This window comes from Mesorhizobium sp. INR15, assembly GCF_015500075.1.
Lineage (GTDB): Bacteria > Pseudomonadota > Alphaproteobacteria > Rhizobiales > Rhizobiaceae > Mesorhizobium.
On record NZ_CP045496.1, the window covers coordinates 1,870,001 to 1,889,894 of the forward strand.

Consider the following 19,894-nt stretch of genomic DNA (forward strand, 5'->3'; position numbering starts at 1 on the left):
GGATCCCAAAACAACCAGGATGTTGGCTTAGAAGCAGCCATCATTTAAAGAAAGCGTAACAGCTCACTGGTCTAAATAAGGGTCTTTGCGCCGAAAATGTAACGGGGCTAAAGCCATACACCGAAGCTTAGGGTTTGGTCCGTAAGGGCCAAGCGGTAGCGGAGCGTTCTGTAAGCTGATGAAGCCATACCCGTGAGGGATGGTGGAGGTATCAGAAGTGCGAATGCTGACATGAGTAACGTAAGGGGAGTGAGAGACTCCCCCGCCGAAAGTCCAAGGGTTCCTGCTTAAAGCTAATCTGAGCAGGGTTAGCCGGCCCCTAAGTCGAGGCAGAAATGCGTAGACGATGGGAACCACGTTAATATTCGTGGGCCTGGAGGAAGTGACGGATCATTGAGGTAGTCCAATCTTATCGGATTGAACGGGCTGCTGCGTGGTTCCAGGAAATAGCTCCTCCTTATAGACCGTACCCGAAACCGACACTGGTGGACTGGTAGAGTATACCAAGGCGCTTGAGAGAACTATGCTGAAGGAACTCGGCAAATTGCACGCGTAACTTCGGAAGAAGCGTGACCCTTTTCCACGCAAGTGGAGGAGGGTGGCACAGACCAGGGGGTAGCGACTGTTTATCAAAAACACAGGGCTCTGCGAAGTCGCAAGACGACGTATAGGGTCTGACGCCTGCCCGGTGCTGGAAGGTTAAGAGGAGGGGTGCAAGCTCTGAATCGAAGCCCCAGTAAACGGCGGCCGTAACTATAACGGTCCTAAGGTAGCGAAATTCCTTGTCGGGTAAGTTCCGACCTGCACGAATGGCGTAACGACTTCCCCGCTGTCTCCAGCATAGACTCAGTGAAATTGAATTCCCCGTGAAGATGCGGGGTTCCTGCGGTTAGACGGAAAGACCCCGTGCACCTTTACTATAGCTTTACATTGGCATTCGTAGTGGCATGTGTAGGATAGGTGGTAGGCTTTGAAACCCGGGCGCCAGCTCGGGTGGAGCCAACCTTGAAATACCACCCTTATTACTATGGATGTCTAACCGCGGCCCGTTATCCGGGTCCGGGACAATGTATGGTGGGTAGTTTGACTGGGGCGGTCGCCTCCTAAAGAGTAACGGAGGCGCGCGATGGTGGGCTCAGAACGGTCGGAAATCGTTCGCTGAGTGCAATGGCATAAGCCTGCCTGACTGCGAGACTGACAAGTCGAGCAGAGACGAAAGTCGGTCATAGTGATCCGGTGGTCCCGCGTGGAAGGGCCATCGCTCAACGAATAAAAGGTACGCCGGGGATAACAGGCTGATGACCCCCAAGAGTCCATATCGACGGGGTTGTTTGGCACCTCGATGTCGACTCATCGCATCCTGGGGCTGGAGCAGGTCCCAAGGGTATGGCTGTTCGCCATTTAAAGCGGTACGTGAGTTGGGTTCAGAACGTCGTGAGACAGTTCGGTCCCTATCTGCCGTGGGTGTAGGAATATTGAAAGGATCTGTCCCTAGTACGAGAGGACCGGGATGGACGGATCTCTGGTGGACCTGTTGTGGCGCCAGCCGCATAGCAGGGTAGCTATATCCGGACGGGATAACCGCTGAAGGCATCTAAGCGGGAAACCCACCTTAAAACGAGTATTCCCTGAGAACCGTGGAAGACGACCACGTTGATAGGCCGGGTGTGGAAGAGCGGCAACGCTTGAAGCTTACCGGTACTAATAGTTCGATCGGCTTGATCGTTCTCATTCCTTATGCCCATCCGATAAATCGGATGTTCAGCCAGCGCTCACGCATGAGCGGCCCTTAACAGGGCCTATGCTCCGCGAGGGCGCCGGAAAACCGGCGACGCGCAGTCGCGCTTGCGGGCTTATGCCCGCGGCGCACTGTAGAAAACGTCGCCTTGGCACAGAAAACAGCTTCTCGAGCAATGTGCGCTTTGCCGACCTGGTGGTTATGGCGGAGCGGCTGCACCCGATCCCATTCCGAACTCGGCCGTGAAACGCTCCAGCGCTGATGGTACTTCGTCTCAAGACGCGGGAGAGTAAGTCGCTGCCAGGTCTACAAAACGCACGTTGAAAGCTCGCATCCGCAAGGATGGAACAATATCTTCTCTCTGCATTTGTTCGATGCATCTCGGCGTCCCAAAATCGCTACACTTTTGGACGACATGCATCCAAGGCCCGCCAACGGGAGCCCGGGCCGCGAAAGCGGCCCTTTCATTTGGCAGACCCAAACCTTCGTAGGACAAAACCTACGCAAAAGTTGACGCGGGGTGGAGCAGCCCGGTAGCTCGTCAGGCTCATAACCTGAAGGTCACAGGTTCAAATCCTGTCCCCGCAACCACTTTCATCATAAATCAATAACCGTCCCAGTCTAACCGGGGCGGTTTTTTGCGTTCCAGTCCCCTTTTGCGGTCATCACATGCGGATCGTTGGGTAGTCCCTGCTAGGGGGAGCCAGCTATGGTGCCTCAGGCTGACGATGTCGCTCTACTGACCTATCGAAGCTTTTGAGTGTAAGCGCTGTTGTTCCCCCATTTTGACCGCGATGCGTTTTGGGGACTGTCTCAACATGGTGGACGACAGAATTGCGCCATTGAATGTCATCGGAATGCGTCAGTAGCCATTCTTATCTGCCCTCGACATTCAGACCGCCAGGACCTTCGCTCTCGACCAGACCAATCGGCTTGACGGCCATAATTTATAAAGCTTGAAGGGCGTGGTGACCGGGCCGCTGTGATCGTGGCGGCCGCAGATCAGTACGGCTGCGATGTCAATGATTTCTGACATGCGGTCAAAAATTGCTTTACCAATTCGGAGCAAGCCGTCGTTTGCCGAGTCATGTGTGACCACTATTCAGCACGCTGGCGCCAGCGTTGCGGATTGGCGGCGATCAGCTCGCGCGTATAGGCGTGGCGAGGGTCCTGGATGATCTGCTCTGTGAAACCGTCTTCGACGACCTGCCCGCGGTACATCACCAGCGTCCGCTGGCAGAGATAACGCACTAGGGTGATGTCGTGTGAAATGTACAATGCGGTCAGCGATCTGCGCTGCTGCAGCTCCCGCAACAGGTTCAGGATGCCCGCCCTGACACTGACGTCGAGCATCGACACCGGCTCGTCCGCGACAATGAATTCCGGCGACAGGATCATGGCCCGGGCGATCACGCAGCGCTGCAACTGGCCGCCCGAAAGCTCGTGCGGAAAACGCTTGAGGATCGCCTCGCTGCCCCGCATGCCCGCCAGTTCGAGCGCGGCCCTGACATGGGCGCCGTATGCGGAGCGGTCGATGCGGGCGACGAGAAGCGGCTCAGTCAGCGACCGGTAGATGGTGAAGCGCGGGTTGAGCGCATCGAACGGGTTCTGGAAGATCATCTGCGCGCGCCGCCTGAAGCGCAGCAGCGGCGCTCCCGAGAGGTCTTTGATTGGCGCACCGTTGAAGCGGATTTCGCCGCTGTCCGGTTCGCTGAGCTTGAGCAGCAAGCGCCCGAGCGTGGTCTTGCCGCTACCGGATTCGCCCAGCAGCCCAACCGTTTCTCCCGGCTTGAGGCTGAGCGAGACGTCGTTGATGGCCAATATCGCAGGCTGACCGCCCAACAAGGTCCGCTGGCCGGCGAAGGTCTTGGTGATGTTGAGGGCGTCCACCAGGGCGCCCTGCGACGGTGTCGTCAAACTATCCATGTCGCTGCCTGTTGCGCGCGTTCCAGTAATTGCGCCGATTCACTGGCCCGACAGCATGCCACCATGTGCCCGTCCGTGGCCGGCCGAGGCGCGACCGGAAGCAGGCAGCGCTCGATCGCGAATGGACAGCGGGGTTCGAAGCGGCATCCTGGCGGCGGATTGGCCAGATCCGGCGGGATGCCGTTTATGGGAACGAGATCGCGATTGCCGTCCCCAAGATCCGGGAAGGCCTGCAGCAGGCCCATCGTGTAGGGATGCGCCTGGTTGGCCAGAACTTCCTCGGTACGGCCATGCTCGACGATCTGGCCGCCGTACATCACCGCCACGCGATCGCAGGCATAGCCGACAACGCCGATATCGTGAGTGACCATGATGATCGAGATGCCGTGGGTGGAGCGCAGCTCGACCAGGAGGTCGAGAATCTGTTTCTGGACCAGCACATCCAGTGCGGTCACCGGCTCGTCCGCTACGATCAGCTTTGGGTGCAGCGCCAAGGCCATGGCGATCGCCGCCCGCTGCCGCATGCCGCCTGAAAACTGGTGGGGAAAATCGTCGAGGCGCTGCGCCGACAGGCCGACGGACTTAAACAGCTCGACCCGCCGCCTGCCCGCTTCCGCGCGCGAGCAGCCGCCGCGGGCTACCAGGATGTTGCCGAGCTGATCGCCGACCCGGTAGACCGGGTTCAGCGAGTTCATCGCCGATTGCGGCACGAAGGCGATCTCGCGCCATCGGACCTGCCGCTGCTGCGCGGCCGGCAAGGCGGCCAAGTCACGCCCTTCGAACAGGATCTGGCCACGGACGATGGCGGCATTCGAAGCCATGACGCCGATGATTGCCCGGCCAAGCGTTGTTTTGCCGCAGCCAGACTCGCCGACAATGCCGGTGATCGAGCCGCGCGGCACTGACAATGACGCACCGTCGACCGCCATGATGTCACGGCCACCCTGCCGGTAGCTTATGCGAAGGTCTCTCACCTCAAGCATGGCCATCAGCGTGCCTTCAGCTTGGGGAACAGCACTTCTTCATAGCCCCGTCCGATGAAGAAGCCCGCCGCCACGACGGCCACGATCGCCAGACCCGGGGGGATGAACCAGTGGTAGCTGCCGCGCGACAATGCCTGCGACGCATAGGCATCCTGCAGCATGTAACCCCACGAGATCGTCGAGGAGTCGCCGAAGCCGAGGAAGCTGACGCTCGCCTCAGTCAGGATCGCCCAGCCGATGGCGACTGAGCCATACAGGACCGCTATCGGCAGGATGTTCGGCGCCAGATGGACGAACAAAATTCGCCATTCGCCGACACCCACGACGCGCGCCGCCTCGATGAAGGTGCGGCTGCGCAGGGTCAGCACCTGCGACCGGATCACTCTCGCCGTGTCGCGCCACAAGATCAGCCCCATCGCTAGCACGACATTCCAGACGCTGGGTTCGAGGAAAGCGGATAGAACGATGACGAACGGGAGGAATGGAATGCCGAAGGCGATGTCGGTCAGCCGCATCAGCACGGCGTCTACCCAGCCGCCGAAGAAGCCGGCGAGCAGACCGATGACCGAACCGATGACGACGACCATGAATGCCGCCGCGATGCCGACGATCAGGGCGGCTCGGGAGCCTAGGACAAGCTGCGACCAGACATCGCGGCCGAGGCTCGTCGTGCCAAGCGGATAGGCGAGACTGGGCGGCAGATCGGCGGCAAGATTGTAGTCTGCGGAGTACAGGATCTCGGTCGGATCGTGGGTTGCGAGTTGGTTGGCGAATACGGCTGTCAGAATGAGCACGACATAGATCGCGATCCCCGCCATCGCCATCGGATCATGCCAGGGGATGGAGCGCCACAGCGCCGCCCCAATGCGCGACCTTCTGGACGTAAGCGCCGCACGCGCCGTCTGTGTTTCAGCCGACATGGCCAACCCTCGGATCGAGCAGCCGGTAGAGCAGTTCCGCCAGCCCGTTCATCGTAACGGTGACGACCGCGATCAGCAGGAATGCGCCCTGCGCTAGGGGATAGTCGTGTGCCTGAACCGCCCTGACCAGCAGCCGGCCGAGACCCGGCCAGGAAAACACCGTCTCGATGACGACATTGCCGCCGACGGAATAGCCGATGCCGAGCGTGAACGCCGTCGCCACCGGCAGCAAGGCGTTGCGCGCCGCGTGGCGAAGCATGATGGTGGTTTCAGAAAACCCTTGCATGCGCGCCAGGGTCACGAAATCCTCGTTGAGCACGTCAAGCATGGTCGAGCGCATCAGCAGCACCGGCAAGCCGACGAGATAGAGCGCCAGCGTCATCGCTGGCAGGAAGAGATGCGCCAGGAAATCCCGGCTCAGCATGTGAGACAGAAACCCGCCGCGTTCGGTTCCAGCTTCGAGCGTGCCGCCGGACGGAAACCAGCCGAGCGAAAAGCTGAACACGGCGAGCAGCACCATGCCGAGCCAGAATTCAGGCGCCGCGCGCAGCATTAGCACCAGCGGCAAGGTTAACTTCTCGATCAGGGAATTGCGCTTCCAGGCAAGGGCCGCGCCCAGCACGATGCCGACGGCATAGGCGCAAACCAGTGCAACAAGGGTCAGCACGATGGTGTTGGGAAACACGTCCCAGACCAATTTCCAGACGTCCTCCCGATAGAAGAAGCTCTTGCCGAGATTGAGGTGGAGCAGATTGACCAGGTAGAGCAGATACTGCTGGAAGAGCGGCTGATCGAGGCCGAACTGCTGCCTCAACAGGTCGCGCTCGGCCTGCGTGAAGGTCGGTTCGATGAAGGCGGTCAGCGGATCTCCAGGCATCAGCCGGAAGATGAAGAACAGCACAGTTGCCACCGCCCATAGGACGAACAGCAACTGTGAAAGCTTGACCAGGATCGTCCGCAACTGTGGCATCCCGTGCAACCGGATCCTTTCACTTAACCGTGTCGGCCTTGCCGTCAGGATAGTGCAGCTTGCCGTCCACCACAGTATAGCCGGCGTCCGTGAGAATCTTGCGCGCCGCGTCCAGTCCGGTCTTCATCGTGTCGACGGATGGATCATGCCAGTAAGACAAGACCGGCGAAATCACCGAGTTAGCCGGCACGGCGTAGCCCTTGAAAGCCGCCCCGACGATAAGCCGGCGGTCGATCGCGGTGGACAGCGCGTTCCGGAATGCCGGATCGTCGAATGGCGCCCGGCGCTCGTTCATGCCGACATAGCGGAAGCCGAGGTCGACCGTGTTGACCATCTTCAGGTCTGGGTTTGCCGCCAGCGCGCCCTCCAGCACTTTCGGATCGCCCGAATATTCGGAGAGGAAATTGATCTCGCCCGATTTGAGCATGCCCAGCGATGCCTCCGTGTTGGAGACGGTACGCAGGATCCAGCGCGCCGCCTTGGGCGCGGCGAAGTGATCGGGATTGGCTTCGAGAACGATTTCCTCGTTTTTGTTCCAACGCACGAAGCGGAACGGGCCCGAGCCGACCGGCTTGTCCTCCTGCAGCATCTCGGCCGTGTCGGCCTTGCCGGCAAGCGCCTCGATCCTCGGCTCCCACACCGCCTTCGGAATCAGGTTGATCTTGGCAAGGGTGGTGGTCAGGAACGCCGCCGAAGGCGATTTGAGCTTGAAGCGGAGGCCGTCGTCGCCGACCTTGTCGATGCTGGCGATGTTGTCGACGAATGGCTTGTACATCGGCGCCTTGTCGCCCTGCGGCAAGGTGAAGGAATAGATTACATCGTCGGTGGTGACGGGCGTGCCGTCATGCCATTTCATCCCCTTCTTCAACTGGACGTCGATCGTCGTCGGATCGACCCATTTGTAGCTTTCGGCCGCCCAGGGCTTGGGCAGGCCGTCTGGTCCGACCCTGAGCAGGCGGTCCCAGAGCAGTTCCGTCACCCAGCTGTCGACCGGACCGCTGACGTAAAGCGGATTGATGAAGGTCACCGAGTCGGCGGCATTGACGATGATGTCTTTCTGCTCGCCGACCGGCTTCAGCGAGATGAAGGTCCAGAAATTCTTGATGCCAACGCCGGCTTCGTCGACGACCGAATTCTCGTCCCAGATCTTCTTGTTGAAGGCGAAGGCAAGGCGGGGATAGACGAGGTTGATGATCGGCTGGTCGCGCGAAAGGATCTGCTGCGCCTTGAACACCATGGCCTTTCGCTTTTCGAGATCGGTTTCCTGCCGCTGCTCGGTAACGATCTTGTCGTAGTCGGCATTGATGTAGCCGACAAAATTATATCCATCCTTGGCCGTGCTCGAATGGAAAAGATTGAAGAGCAGTTCATCGGGATCGGAACGCTCCGGCCGCCCGGCCATCTGCCAGCCGGTCATGTCCCATTTGTCACGATCCGACCAGACGACGTCGGACATCTGCTCCCAGGGCTGGACGTCGATCTTGATGTCGAGACCCAGTTTCTTCCATTCCTGCGCCATCAGCTGGATGGCCTGGTACTCTTGCGGCTGCGCGGCCTGCGGACGGCTGAAGATCGTCAGTTGCCGGATGGCATCGCCGGCATGGGCAGCATTGGGTAGGGCAGCGAGCGTCAACGACGCGAGAAATGCGGATCGTAGGATAAACGACATGTTGATATTTCTCCCATTTGTTTTATAGATCAAAACACCGTTTCAATAATGCTAACACTGGCAAAGCCGTGGCGCAAGCATCGCCAGACTGCGAAGGAGATGAAATGCCGAGAGTTCGAAAGAGCACCGCGGACGACGCAAGACCGAAGGACCGCTACCGCATCGACGCCGTCGACAGGGCCCTGCAAATGCTCGAACTCCTGGCGCTCAAGCCGGGTCGCGGCGTGACCGAATTGGCGGATGCGCTGGACCTGAGCAAGGCACTAGCCTTTCGCCTGCTGCATACGCTCGAACTGCGGGACTATGTGCGCCGCGATCCGCAGCACCGCACGAACACGCTTGGGTTCCGAATACTCCACCTCGCCGAAAAGCTGGAGGAGGAAAGCCTGCTGATCAAGGCGACGGCTCCGCTCATGGACACGATCGCCCAACTCTGCCGCGAGGATGTAAACCTCTATGTGCGGACCGGAACGACCGCCGTTTGCATTGCCAGTCGCGCCTCCCCCCACCAGGTGCGGATGTACGCGGAAGTCGGACGCGAGAACATGCTGCACGCCGGCGGCTCGTCGACGGTGCTTCTGGCTTACGCGCCCGAGGACGTCCAGAACGCCGCACTCGGCGGCGACCTGCGGCTTTACACGCCCTCGACGCTGGTCGATCCGACCCGGCTACGGCAGCGACTGGCGGAGGTTCGCTCCACTGGCGTGCATGTCTCCCGCGCCGATGTCGACGAGGCCGGCTTCTCCATCGCCGCTCCCGTGTTCGGTCACAATGACGAAATCCTAGCCGCGCTCAGCATCGCGGGCGCGCTCAATCGGCTGACGCCGGATGCCGAGCAGGCCCATCTCGACATGGTCCGGCAGTACGCGTGGCAGATGACCAAGAAGCTCGGCGGCCGCCGCCGGCGATAAGACCATTGCGAATTGATTTCGCGCCTGCTATTTTTAAAACAGTGTTTTAAAGAATAAAACAGGAGAGAGTATGCCGATCTCGTCGCAGGAACAACACAGCCTGGATCAGGTGGGGATCGATCAGGAGGCATGGCCACTGATCGAGCGCTTTTCCCGGCTGCCCCGCGAACATCCGAAAGACGTGGACGCAGGCATGGACGACGTCGCGGCGCGGCTTGCCAGCCATGGCATCCCGGTGACGATGCACCGGCCGTCCCTCTATCTCAGCCTTCCCGGCAAGGCCCGGGTCGAATGCCAGGGACAAACGTTCCGGGCGAAGCCGCCCTCCTTCTCGGTGCCGGTGCCCAACGGCTTTTCAGCGCCGCTCGCTTATGTCGCGGCCAAACGCACGGACGGGATCGACAACATATTCGACATGAAGCTGCAGCGCGGACAGGACTACTCCGCGCTCGCCGGCAAGATCGTCGTCACCGAAGGCTTCGCCAGCCCCGGACACATCTCGCAATTCGAGGCGGTGGGGGCGGCCGCCGTCATCGCGGTCAACCCTGGCGAGGACATTCACTGGGGCATCTGCACCACGATATGGGGCACGCCGGGCCTGGACGAACTGTCGGGCAAGCCCGGCATCCCCGCCGTTGCCGTCAATGCAACGGCCGGCCGCTTCCTGATCGAGCAGGCCAAGGCGGGAGAGGATGCAACGATCTTCTCCGAGCTTGAGGAGGGCTGGTTCGAATCAAGCCTCCCCGTGGTCGAGATCAAGGGCACGGTGGAGCCCGAAAAATTCGTTCTGCTGCACGGCCATCTCGACAGCTGGGATGTCGGCATCGGCGACAATGCTGTCGGCGATGCCACCATGCTAGAGATCGCCCGCGTGCTGTGGACAAGCCGCCACTCGCTGCGCCGCTCGGTGCGGATCGCATGGTGGCCCGGCCATTCGACGGGACGCTATGCCGGCTCGACCTGGTTCGCCGACCGCTTCGCCATCGAGCTGGAACGCAATTGCGTCGCGCAGATCAATTGCGACAGCCCCGGATGCCGCTGGGCGACGGAATTCCTCGACCTGGAAGCCATGCCCGAAGCGGCCGATTTCATCACGGGCATCATCCGGGACGCGTCTCCGGCGTCGGAGCTCAACATCGCCCGCCCCAGCCGCGCCGGCGATTATTCCTTCAACAATATCGGCATGACGGGCTATCTGATGCTGTCATCGAACATGCCGCGCCAGAAACAGGCCGAGCTCGGCTATTACGATGTCGGCGGCTGCGGCAGCAACATTGCCTGGCACACGGAAAACGACACGATCGAGATCGCCGATCGCGAAATCCTGCTTCGCGACATCAAGGTCTATCTGCTGACCGTACTGCGCACCGCCAATTCAGAGTTGCTGCCGTTCGACTGGCGGGTCACGGCAAGCGAATTCGCCGCCACCATCGACGGCTACCAAGCCAAGGCCGGCACGCATTTCGACCTTGCTCCAGCCAGCCATGCGGCCGCGGCCCTCAAGGATTGCCTAAACGGGTTCTACGCCCGGATCGATCGCGCCGAAGTGCCCGCCAAGATCGCCAACGACATCATCGTGGCGCTCGCGCGCATCCTCGTGCCGATCAATTTCACCCGCCGTCCCCGCTTCCTGCACGATCCGGCGCTCAGCATTCCGCCTCTGCCCTCAATCGCGGCTGCGGCCGATCTGCAGATCACCAAACCAGAGTCAATGGGATTTGTCGTGGCGCAGCTTGTCCGCGGGCAGAATCAACTGGTATCGGCCCTCAACACGGCGATTGAGGCGATCGACCTTCGACTTGCGCAACATTAACGCGAGGCGTTGGAAGAACTGGATCGGACCGCAGGTTGTTGAGATCGACCAACATGATCGATCCTATCACGAATAGCCGAGCTGCCCAAGGATTCCGGCCTTTTCTACGGCAATATAAGTTTCGATTTCAGCCCACTAGCATCGGTCGCTAGAAGCGTTTCGGCGTGCGCCCGTCGATGCCCTCGATAATCAGGCATGTCGGTTCACCATCCTGACAGGACGGGCAAAACGCTTATCAGGAGCTCCGCCGTTCGTGAAAGCGAGAGCTGCTCCAATCGGCGCATTATTTCCCTGCCCTAGATTGAGAGGGCAGTCCTCGATGGCATGCGCGAGCAACTGAATGCGCCGGACCTGATCGAAGCAGACATCCGCAAATATAACCAGGAGCGCCGAGAATTAGCAGCACGGGCGAACTCCATGCGCTCAGCGCTAGAAGGTAAGCGCGATCGAGTAACAGGCGAACTTCAGCGTACGATCGACCTTGTGATCAGGGGCGTGATTGCTGAAGAGTATGCCAAGCAGCGGATCGCAGAACTAAAGACGCAGCTTTCTCTGATCGAGGGGCAATTCGGTGGTCTCGATGAGCCTCCATCCACCGTGGCTCTCCACTCGGCCACCTTGCAGCGTTATGTCGAAGCCGTCGACGACCTTTCAAAGGCGTGGCTGACCACGCAACTGCCGCTGACGACCGTAGCGCGCTGATCCAGAACCTTCGGGGGCTTGTTCACAGTGTCACCGTGTACCCCAAGCGGGCACGCGAGTGCTTCGAGATCGAGATCAAGGGCAAGCTTGCCGCCCTTGTTGGCGGGGCCGCATTTCCCAACGCACGATATACTGAAAGGTTCACCGGACTGAGGTGGTCCCGCTTGGTGAGACAGTTTGGCGGCTTGGCTAAGGTGGATCGGGGTTGTTTCTACGCCGCCAATAGCTCCGTCATTTCTGCGATAGCATAGACCTCGTCGGGCGTCCTGCCGGAGAAGGTAGAGTGCGGGCGCAGCCGATTGTAATAGTCAATCCAGGAACCGATGCCTTTGCGCGCCTCGCTGCCGGTCTCGAAGGCGCTGAGGAAGACGCATTCGTATTTGAGGCTTCGCCATAGCCGCTCGATGAAGACGTTGTCCATCCAGCGGCCGCGCCCGTCCATGGAGATGCGGATCCCAGCGTCCTTCAGCGTCGACGTGAAGGCGAAGCTGGTGAACTGGCTTCCCTGGACGCCCTTCTGTTTGTCAAGCGGCGATGCGCGTTCGGTTAATGTCTTTCTGGCGCCGCATAATTATGCCGAAGACTTCTCGTGCGACGTAGCGTTTTACCATGCGGATGGCTTCCAGTTTCGAATGACCTTCGGCGACGCGGCGCGAGACGTAGGCTTTTGTCCTTTCGTCGGTCCTGAGGCGGCCGATCGCGATGATGTGCAGCGCGCTGTTGGCGGCGCGATCTCCGCCACGGTTGAGACGGTGTCGCACCGTCTTTCCCGATGATGCCGGGACGGGGCTAACGCCGCAGAGTGCCGCGAAGCTGGCTTCGGACTTGAGCCGCTCGGGATTATCGCCAGCCGTCAGCAGCAGCTGGGCGGCACTGTTGTGGCCGATGGAGTTCTGCGCGATCAGTTCCGGGGCGAGATCATTTACGATCGCTTCGATCATCATGTCGAGATCAGCGGTTTCATCGTGCAGCTCAAGGTAGCGCCGCGCGAGCGATTTGAGGCAGATGCGATACGCGGCCTCGATGTCGCGATAAGCCGTCAGATCCGGGCGCCAGGCGGCGAGGGTGCGGATCAGTTGCATCCGCGTCATTCCCCGGAGTTGGTCGCGCAGCGCGTCCGGCGCGGCGATGATCGTGTTCTGGATCATCTGCAGGGCGATCCGCCGGGCATTCACCGCTGTTTTCCGGCAAGCCTTTAGAACTCTGAGAGATTCCACCATTCCATCCCGGCTTCGCGGGGTAACGGTCCGCTGCCCCGCAAAGGCAGCATGGGCGGCGCTTTGGGCATCCAGATCGTCATTCTTTCCGCGTTTGCGACGATCTTGACGGTCAGGTGCCGTGACCTCCAGGACCTCTATCCCGGCGGTTTGCATGTAGCGCAGAAGGCCCGCGCCATAACTGCCCGTCGACTCGATGCCGATACGCTGAAGCTCACCGAACGAGCGCATCCATGCCAACATCTGACGATAACCGTGCCGGGTGGTCGCGAAGCTGCGGGTATCGAGAACCCGGTCGCAGTCGTCAACGACCGCCGCAACATGCAGGTCCTTGTGGGTGTCGACGCCGCCCGTGATGCTATGCGCCGCCTTGTCGTTTCCGTCCATCGTTCACCTCCGTGGTTGCCAAAACCCATGGCTCACCCACGATCCAATGCTTGGACAGGACAGTCACGAGACCGGTTCGGTCAGGCCCTTCTCGGGTCACAGGCAATGGCCGAGGCAAAGCCTCACCGCGAGGTGTTCCCGGGCGGCCGACAGGTCCAGGGAAAGACACGTCGGTCGATCGGAGTGCGGGTCAGGCCGCACCGAGGCACCTTGCGGCGCCAGTCTACCGCGGTCGATCAGTGTTTGAGACAAACCGCCCGGGAACTGGCGACCATCTTCTGACTATCCGTGTTGAACATGTCGGGCCTGCCGTAGCGGGCGATCGCCTCTTCAAGCGCGGCAACGCAGAAGTCGGCATCCATCGTGTTCGACAGCCGCCAGGCGAGCACCTTGCGGCTGAACCAGTCCATGACGGCGACGAGGTAGAGAAAGCCGCGCCGCATCGGGATATAGGTCACGTCGGCGCACCAGACCTGGTCCGGCCGTTCGATCGCCAGGTGCCGCAGCAGGTAGGGATAGATGCGGTGCTGAGGATGCGGCGTGCTGGTCTTCGGCGCCTGGTAGATCGGCGATAAGCCAATCTTGCGCATCAGCCGCCGGACCCGCTTGCGGCCGACGCAGCAACCCTGACGCCGCAGATGCCGCGCCATCTGTCTGGAGCCATACCAGGGCATTTCCATGAAGGCCTCGTCGATGACGCGCATCAGTTTGAGGGTCTCGGGCGTCTCGTCGACGGGCTGTCGATAGAATGACGCCCGCGAGATCGAGACAAGCTCGCACTGGCGGCGGATCGAGAGCCGTGGGTGATCGGGATTGATCATCATTCTCCTCCGATCCAGGCTCAGCGATCGAAGGTCTTGGCCAAAAAATCCCGCTCGACCACGAGCTGGCCGATCTTGGCGTGAAGCTTCGTTACCTCGGCTTCCCGGCCGACCTGCGCATCCGCGGCCTTGTCGTCGAACGCCTTGGCCAGGTTCTCGATGGCCTGCCGCTTCCACTGCGTGATCTGGTTGGGGTGAAGCTGATGCTTCGTCGCCAGTTCAGAAATCGTCCGCTCGCCGCGGATCGCCTCAAGCGCAACCTTGGCCTTGAAATCGGCCGTAAACCGTCTGCGTGTCTTCATACTGGATCGTCCTCTTCATCGGGCGATCCACCTTATGCCCCTGTCTCAAAATCCGGCACCACCTCAGACTGCGCAGCCGCTACAACGCTGCCGTTACGTACGATAGTAAGTTTGAAGTGGTAGCGGGAGAGGGCTACCGCCAATACAGCGCTGCAACCGAGTTCGTCTGTTGAAGGGACTTCGCAAGCGAGGTCAGCAGATTCAAATCCTGTCCCCGCAACCAGTTTCATCATAAATCAATAACCGTCCCAGTCTAACCGGGGCGGTTTTTGCGTTTGTGGATTCGGAAGCGCGAAACGCCAGTGTCGCGCCAAAAGGGTACCCATCCGGTGAAGCTTTCAGTTACCCACATCGTCGGCGTGTTCCGATTGAGATGCCGAAGCCGATGTCATTGAGGCGCGTCACGCCTCGCCAAACGACCATGTTTCCAGGTGGCGGATCGTGGTTTCGTGCGAGGTAGCCGCCGAGCATGGCGATTTGGAGCAGATAGGTGGCGAGGGTCCTGCGCAGGATGCGCGGCTTGCTCCGCGCCGCGTTGATGGCATCAAGCGTCGCGATTTCGGTTGGGGTGAGGGCTGTCTCCGGTTCAGCCTCGGGCTTTTCTCGTGCGGACATGGTGAGGAAGAAGATGCGCCAACTGACCATCGCGATGAGGGCAAGGAATTTTGCCAGCCGCTCGGCGGTCTCAAGCCTCGCCTTTTCAGCGCGGCAGCCAGACTTCATCACCTTGTGGAACACCTCGGCCTTCCAGCGCAGGGAATACCATTCGAGCTTCTCGATAGCGGTGGTGAAATCTCCGACCGGGAGATTGGTCACCAGCTTCCAGTCGATCGGCGGCCGGTCCACCGGTGGGTCGATCTCAAGGGCGTGGATGTAGGTGAGAGGCTGAGGACTATATCGCTTCTGCTTGCCGACGGGCGGCAAGGTCTCGATGGCGGCGAACTTCACGTGCACGCACGCAGTCTCGTCCTGTCCGATCGCGACGCAATGGCGTCCCGCCCAAGGCGCAGCCGAGAGCTGGGCGAAGACCCGATGCGCGCCATCCTGCGGCTCTGTGCCAGCGGGCACGGCGGCCAACCGATTAGTCTGCACCCGCACCAGAAAGCGCGTGCCGAGATCCTGCGCCAGGCAAAAGAGCTCGTAGATGTCGCTCTCACGGTCGGCCACATGCACGCAGCGTTCCGGCGTGCCCACGAGCGCCATCGACTGGCGCAGGTTCTCCAGCCAGCGATAGCTTTCCTTCGTCTCAATCGGCACGCGGGTGGGGTTCACATGCCGCTTAAGCGTCCAGGTCCCCTTGAACTTCGTGCGTGTCCAGAACTTCGCTGCTGTCAGCCCGAGCGGCGTGCCGCTAAGGGTTATAGCCAGGCTGGAATGCATGAGTATACCGCACAAGGTCACCACGTTGGGCTGACCCGCCTTATAACGCCCGGCGTTGATGGTCTTGGTGAAGCCGATTTTGCCCGGCTGCGCGCGGCTGTAGATGAACTCGGTAGTATCCTGCAGGATGAGGATTGGTCCTGGGCTCGACGCGCAGCGCATGGCGGTCGCGGCAAAATGGCCGGCCAGCATCCCATGCTCGGTGACGCGCGGGTTATCGAAGAAACGATAGGCCGCTTTTGTCGCCGCCCAGTCGCCGCAAGCGGCCGGGACGGGTTGGCCAGGTGCCGCCGACACTTGATCAAGCAGACGGTGAAACCGGCGCGCCAGTCGTTTGTCCGGCAGCCCTGCAGAAATGACTTCATCGTCATGCCAGCCTGCAGCGCCGGCTCCCGTGTCCCCGCTCATCCGTGACGCCTCCGCGAATCGACGTCACAGACAGAATCACAGAAGATTCAATTGGTGCAAATCCCGCGTAGGAGATGTGGGTAACTGAAAGCCGGTGAAGAGTAAGCGTCCGGTCTGGCCCGCATGGCGCTGGGATGGCTGATCCCGATGGTAGCGAGATCGCGGGCTTCTCGGACGAGGGTAGACAGCCTCTATCACCAAGGCGACGCATTGAGCGGAACAGCCCGCTGCAGGGGGGACGTTTGGGAGCAGCGGGCTGATGGGCTTATGCCCCTGCAGCGAAAGGGCGGCATTGAAATTTCGCTGCTCGAAGAGCCTATGAGAAACGGCTAATGTGCGCGAATTACGGATTCGTAAGGACGGCGCGGGGGCGAGGCACCTTCGTTTTGACGGCCCGCAGGGCAACAAATGTGCCGTTCGCTGCCGGCGTGATGGTTAGCTGGCGCTGCCAGAAGCCACCACTTACGAATCCGTAAGAAAAGTTGCCCTCTACTCGATCGCGGCCTTTTTTTCAGGTGTGCTAAATTAGGCGGATGAGGTTCCTACTTGTTGCTTTTGGCGTTCTGCTTTTTATGGCGCTCGCCTTTTGGCTGACAGTCAGTTTGATCCAAGGGACGTGAACCTAAACGTAAGCAGGGCTTCCGCGATCACGCCATAATCCTATCCCGGCAAATCGGCCATGAGTGATGTGCGGCGGACCTGATGTTCCGCTTGGCCGGCGTCATCCCAAAGCCCACCCAGCTCCCAACTGGCGCCGGCCATCTTTCACTTTGCAACTTCACTGGCTACAGCGCCGTATTACCAGATGACGGTGGGCTGCTTTTTGGCGGGTGGCGCGGCCTACCGTCTCCGTTCGACGATTCGAAGAGAAGCCGATTGCGGCGTATCAGCGAGAGTCTTTTTGACGGGACAGGTAGAGGAGGCCCACCTCGCACTATTGGAACAAATTGGCGCCGCTGCCGTTTACAACCAAGCCCAGGATGTCCCCTCATCTTTCTGGCTAGACTGGCCCGCTGATTTCCCCCGAGGCAGCGGGCTTTCTCTTTGAATCGGAACGGAGCGGCTGAGCGTAAGTTGAATTGCGGCGGGAGCATCTTCTGTGGCCCCGAACCGCCGGAGTGGGGATGACGCTAGTCGCCAACTCCAGAATAGAGGAACCATGTTCAGCGACGGGGAAACACGACGGATCGAGCTCCCACTTCTTATAGCCTGTCCGCTGTGCGTTGGCTGGGCAGTCCTCGCCGCGATTGTCGCAGCGTAAATGCCTACCGGTCTTCCTGCCATGCTAACGTTTTCATCACCCGTCCGGGTCAAGTCGCCGCGCATCGGCATCACCCGTGAAGTGAATAACGTTGAGACCGCCGCCGAGGAACTTCTGACCTGGAGATCCCGTAGCATAACGTGGAAAGCGGCTATTGCAGCTTGCCTCGCGGCAAAGGAAGGCACCGGAACGGCCGAGGAAGCCAGGGCTAAGTTCCAGATCGCAGCCAAAGCCTATGGGGTCCTGCGGTAAGCGGCCGGTACACTATTGCAGTAGGTCCACTGCTGTTTCCACATCCTCTCGTAAAGGATAGTGTTGGCGACCGGTATGAGACGGAGAACGGTATGTGGCGCATAGCTCTACTGGCTATGGTTCTATATCCTGGCGCTGCATTGGCGGGCCAAGCCGCGTTTCAGCCAGAGTGCAACGTTCTCAATGAGGCAAACGACAGCCTTCAGGCTTTGAGCCGTTTTCAAGCGAGCTATTATTGGACCGATACGTGGGATCAAGCGCTCTCGGACAGAACCGATTTTATTATCGATGGGAACCGCACATACCAACGATACCCGACCTCGGGAGGTTGGATATCGGCGCCAAGATCTACCCGCTCAAATCCTCACAAAGACTGCCAACTCTTGGAGACTTCGAAGGAAGGCGAACTCGCGACGCAGACTTGGAAATTTACGCTTCTTCGCCCAGATAGAGACTTGGTTTTCGATTGCGTCATTGTCCTGGAGACTGAGTCCCGCCTCCCGAATAATCGCCGGTGCATCAGTAGGCCGAAGGGTCAAATCAGAACGACACAGGTTTGGACTTATCGAACCGACACGCTCGCTCCTATCGCATTCAAAGGAAATGCTGTCGCAAACCTCGGGGCGGCAGTCGCGGACACAGCCCACGCTAAGCTTACCGCTAATCACGCACGCTCCACCGTCAAAAGAAAAGCTCGCTGACTCCGGAACGGGCCACCGCCAGAGGCGCAACAAAGGCCGGGAATCGGCGTTAAAGACTCGTCTAAGGTGCAGCGGTGCTGCTTTTCGCTTTGTGGTTTTCTCAAGTGCCAGCGAGCGGTCTGAGCCCGAACTATCGCCGGCCACACGTCGCTGAACCGGCCACTTAACGAAGACTGGCCGCCACGGTGAGGCAACGGGCTCTTATTCCAGGAAAAGGTAGTGTTCAGACAATTAGGGACTCCGCCTATGTTAGATCACGTCAGGTTGGAAATGAAGCATTTATGCGCAATCTGCTTCGGTAGATGCGCTTGCGGACGAGCCGTTGTCTGATTTACGGTAGTTGCTGGGTGCGAGAGCGTTGTTTAAAATGTTCGGGTTGCGTGCAAGTCTAGCGTCGCTGCTATTTGCTTTGGTCATGGCCAGTTCAGCCGAGGCCCTCGATTACCGACCTGTCTCCCTCGACGACGGCACGCACTTTTTGGTGGTCTCGGGCGAATTCAACGATAGCGAGAACTTCGAAGAGTTCTCAGCCCGCATCAAGGCTAACGGATCCACTTTCGTTACGTTCGATTCGCCAGGCGGTAGCGTCGAGTCCGCGATAAGGCTTGGTCGTATCATTAGAGCGTCCGGCTTGAACACAATCCAAATAAGAAAAATGGAATGTGCGTCGGCCTGCTCTCTCGCTTTTGCCGGCGGCGTCCTGAGGGGTGCAGAGCCCGGATCTATCGGAGTGCACAGGTCGTCTTTTGCGCCGGAATCCAACCTCACTCGCGACGACGCTGTAGCGAATATTCAGGCGGCCACAGCGGAGATTATGGGGTACCTGTCAGAAATGGGAGTCGATCCCCAGCTTCTGGCAATTGCTCTAAGATATGACAAGGCCGACATGCGCTATCTGTCGGTGAGCGAGATGCACGATTTGCGGCTCACAAATACCGTTGCAAATCCAACTGGTGAAGGCGCAGTGGCTGCCGAGCCCTCTGCGCCAAAAACGGCTACTACCCAGGCAACTGCTTCAAATGATCTGGAGGCCGAAGCAATTAGCTTTGTTCGACGTCTAATTGAGTCCGACGGAACCGATCCAAATGCAGCGCTGAGGATGGTGGTCGACACCTATGCCGCGAATATCTCCTACTACGGCAAGCCAAGCACGCTTGCGGAGGTCTTGGTCGACAAACAGAGGTACTTCCAGCGATGGCCAGAACGTGGCTACCATATCCACGACAACAGCGTTATGGCCACGTGCGCAAACGATAACTGTATGGTCTCCGGAGTCTATGACTGGACTGTAAGGAGCTTGGCGCGAAACAACCAAGCTCGCGGTGTTGCCCGCTTTAACTATACGATTTCGCTCGGCGCTTCTCCCAAGATCGTAGCTGAGGATGGCAAAGTGCTCAAAAAATAACGATGGGCTAAACATTTCGCAGCCCGATTTGTAGGTAATCCTTCGGCGGGGGAGGACTGCTGCCCCGCGATGTTAGGCAACTGCTGTTACATAGTGGCGGCGTCGAGATAAACCCGCCTCAGGCTTGG

General features: G+C 59.7%; 12 protein-coding genes, 1 tRNA gene, 2 rRNA genes and 2 pseudogenes (1 of these 17 only partly in view). 8 read left to right on the forward strand and 9 right to left on the reverse strand.

Going from position 1 to position 19,894, the window contains the following annotated elements:
* The 3 genes from GA829_RS09065 to GA829_RS09075 all read left to right on the forward strand — a co-directional run.
* Positions 1 to 1,726: ribosomal RNA gene (locus GA829_RS09065) — 23S ribosomal RNA — on the forward strand (it extends 1,086 nt beyond the left edge of the window).
* Between the two features lie 203 nt (positions 1,727 to 1,929).
* Positions 1,930 to 2,044, forward strand: a 5S ribosomal RNA gene (rrf, locus tag GA829_RS09070).
* A 208-nt stretch (positions 2,045 to 2,252) separates the two neighbouring features.
* A tRNA-Met gene (locus GA829_RS09075) sits at positions 2,253 to 2,329 on the forward strand.
* A 507-nt stretch (positions 2,330 to 2,836) separates the two neighbouring features.
* Here the strand turns inward: GA829_RS09075 and GA829_RS09080 are convergent.
* From GA829_RS09080 to GA829_RS09100, 5 genes are read right to left on the reverse strand one after another with little or no spacing between them, the layout of a single operon-like run.
* The gene (locus tag GA829_RS09080) at positions 2,837 to 3,664 is read right to left on the reverse strand and encodes an ATP-binding cassette domain-containing protein (RefSeq protein WP_195178177.1); all 828 of its coding nucleotides are present in this window, start codon (positions 3,662 to 3,664) and stop codon (positions 2,837 to 2,839) included.
* On the reverse strand, positions 3,652 to 4,653 hold the full coding sequence (locus tag GA829_RS09085; RefSeq protein WP_195178178.1) for an ABC transporter ATP-binding protein: 1,002 nt from the start codon (positions 4,651 to 4,653) through the stop codon (positions 3,652 to 3,654). The genes GA829_RS09080 and GA829_RS09085 overlap by 13 nt, the downstream gene beginning before the upstream one ends.
* Positions 4,653 to 5,567, reverse strand: coding sequence for an ABC transporter permease (locus tag GA829_RS09090; RefSeq protein ID WP_195178179.1), 915 nt, complete (start codon positions 5,565 to 5,567; stop codon positions 4,653 to 4,655). The genes GA829_RS09085 and GA829_RS09090 overlap by 1 nt, the downstream gene beginning before the upstream one ends.
* Positions 5,557 to 6,537 (reverse strand): ABC transporter permease, encoded by a 981-nt coding sequence (locus tag GA829_RS09095; RefSeq protein ID WP_195178180.1) that lies wholly within the window; start codon positions 6,535 to 6,537, stop codon positions 5,557 to 5,559. Before GA829_RS09095 ends, GA829_RS09090 begins: the two co-directional genes overlap by 11 nt.
* A 19-nt stretch (positions 6,538 to 6,556) precedes the next feature.
* Entirely contained in the window at positions 6,557 to 8,206 is a 1,650-nt protein-coding gene (locus tag GA829_RS09100) for an ABC transporter substrate-binding protein (protein WP_195178181.1), read from the reverse strand.
* 104 nt (positions 8,207 to 8,310) lie between these two features.
* Between GA829_RS09100 and GA829_RS09105 the strand changes: the two genes are divergently transcribed.
* The 3 genes from GA829_RS09105 to GA829_RS09115 all read left to right on the forward strand — a co-directional run bounded on the left by GA829_RS09105 (position 8,311) and on the right by GA829_RS09115 (position 11,632).
* Positions 8,311 to 9,117 carry an IclR family transcriptional regulator gene (locus tag GA829_RS09105; protein WP_195178182.1) on the forward strand — a complete coding sequence of 269 codons (807 nt, stop codon included), beginning with the start codon at positions 8,311 to 8,313 and terminating at the stop codon, positions 9,115 to 9,117.
* A gap of 70 nt (positions 9,118 to 9,187) precedes the next feature.
* A complete protein-coding gene (locus GA829_RS09110; protein WP_195178183.1) occupies positions 9,188 to 10,930 on the forward strand; it encodes a M28 family metallopeptidase in 1,743 nt (580 codons plus the stop codon).
* A gap of 324 nt (positions 10,931 to 11,254) precedes the next feature.
* Positions 11,255 to 11,632, forward strand: coding sequence for a hypothetical protein (locus GA829_RS09115; RefSeq protein ID WP_195178184.1), 378 nt, complete (start codon positions 11,255 to 11,257; stop codon positions 11,630 to 11,632).
* A gap of 211 nt (positions 11,633 to 11,843) precedes the next feature.
* Here GA829_RS09115 and GA829_RS09120 read toward each other — a convergent pair.
* The 4 genes and pseudogenes from GA829_RS09120 to GA829_RS09140 all read right to left on the reverse strand — a co-directional run.
* Positions 11,844 to 12,140 (reverse strand): annotated as a pseudogene (locus tag GA829_RS09120) (transposase); the annotation flags it as partial.
* Between the two features lie 16 nt (positions 12,141 to 12,156).
* The gene (locus tag GA829_RS09125; protein ID WP_195178185.1) at positions 12,157 to 13,236 is read right to left on the reverse strand and encodes an IS110 family RNA-guided transposase; all 1,080 of its coding nucleotides are present in this window, start codon (positions 13,234 to 13,236) and stop codon (positions 12,157 to 12,159) included.
* Positions 13,237 to 13,493: 257 nt separating this feature from the next.
* Positions 13,494 to 14,359, reverse strand: a pseudogene (locus GA829_RS36590) (IS3 family transposase); the annotation flags it as partial.
* A 342-nt stretch (positions 14,360 to 14,701) separates the two neighbouring features.
* Positions 14,702 to 16,147 (reverse strand): IS4 family transposase, encoded by a 1,446-nt coding sequence (locus tag GA829_RS09140; RefSeq protein ID WP_195178188.1) that lies wholly within the window; start codon positions 16,145 to 16,147, stop codon positions 14,702 to 14,704.
* A 1,282-nt stretch (positions 16,148 to 17,429) separates the two neighbouring features.
* Between GA829_RS09140 and GA829_RS09145 the strand changes: the two genes are divergently transcribed.
* Both GA829_RS09145 and GA829_RS09150 read left to right on the forward strand, forming a co-directional pair.
* Positions 17,430 to 17,660, forward strand: coding sequence for a DUF982 domain-containing protein (locus GA829_RS09145; protein ID WP_195179578.1), 231 nt, complete (start codon positions 17,430 to 17,432; stop codon positions 17,658 to 17,660).
* 1,068 nt (positions 17,661 to 18,728) lie between these two features.
* Positions 18,729 to 19,766 (forward strand): COG3904 family protein, encoded by a 1,038-nt coding sequence (locus GA829_RS09150; protein ID WP_195178189.1) that lies wholly within the window; start codon positions 18,729 to 18,731, stop codon positions 19,764 to 19,766.
* The last annotated feature ends 128 nt before the right edge of the window (positions 19,767 to 19,894 follow it).

What these genes read in the sequence shown, in the direction of transcription:
- GA829_RS09080 (WP_195178177.1), bottom strand. Translation starts at nt 3,664, where the DNA reads ATGGATAGTTTGACGACACCGTCGCAGGGCGCCCTGGTGGACGCCCTC.
- GA829_RS09085 (WP_195178178.1), bottom strand. Translation starts at nt 4,653, where the DNA reads ATGGCCATGCTTGAGGTGAGAGACCTTCGCATAAGCTACCGGCAGGGT.
- GA829_RS09090 (WP_195178179.1), bottom strand. Translation starts at nt 5,567, where the DNA reads ATGTCGGCTGAAACACAGACGGCGCGTGCGGCGCTTACGTCCAGAAGG.
- GA829_RS09095 (WP_195178180.1), bottom strand. Translation starts at nt 6,537, where the DNA reads ATGCCACAGTTGCGGACGATCCTGGTCAAGCTTTCACAGTTGCTGTTC.
- GA829_RS09100 (WP_195178181.1), bottom strand. Translation starts at nt 8,206, where the DNA reads ATGTCGTTTATCCTACGATCCGCATTTCTCGCGTCGTTGACGCTCGCT.
- GA829_RS09105 (WP_195178182.1), top strand. Translation starts at nt 8,311, where the DNA reads ATGCCGAGAGTTCGAAAGAGCACCGCGGACGACGCAAGACCGAAGGAC.
- GA829_RS09110 (WP_195178183.1), top strand. Translation starts at nt 9,188, where the DNA reads ATGCCGATCTCGTCGCAGGAACAACACAGCCTGGATCAGGTGGGGATC.
- GA829_RS09115 (WP_195178184.1), top strand. Translation starts at nt 11,255, where the DNA reads ATGCGCGAGCAACTGAATGCGCCGGACCTGATCGAAGCAGACATCCGC.
- GA829_RS09125 (WP_195178185.1), bottom strand. Translation starts at nt 13,236, where the DNA reads ATGGACGGAAACGACAAGGCGGCGCATAGCATCACGGGCGGCGTCGAC.
- GA829_RS09140 (WP_195178188.1), bottom strand. Translation starts at nt 16,147, where the DNA reads ATGAGCGGGGACACGGGAGCCGGCGCTGCAGGCTGGCATGACGATGAA.
- GA829_RS09145 (WP_195179578.1), top strand. Translation starts at nt 17,430, where the DNA reads ATGCTAACGTTTTCATCACCCGTCCGGGTCAAGTCGCCGCGCATCGGC.
- GA829_RS09150 (WP_195178189.1), top strand. Translation starts at nt 18,729, where the DNA reads ATGTTCGGGTTGCGTGCAAGTCTAGCGTCGCTGCTATTTGCTTTGGTC.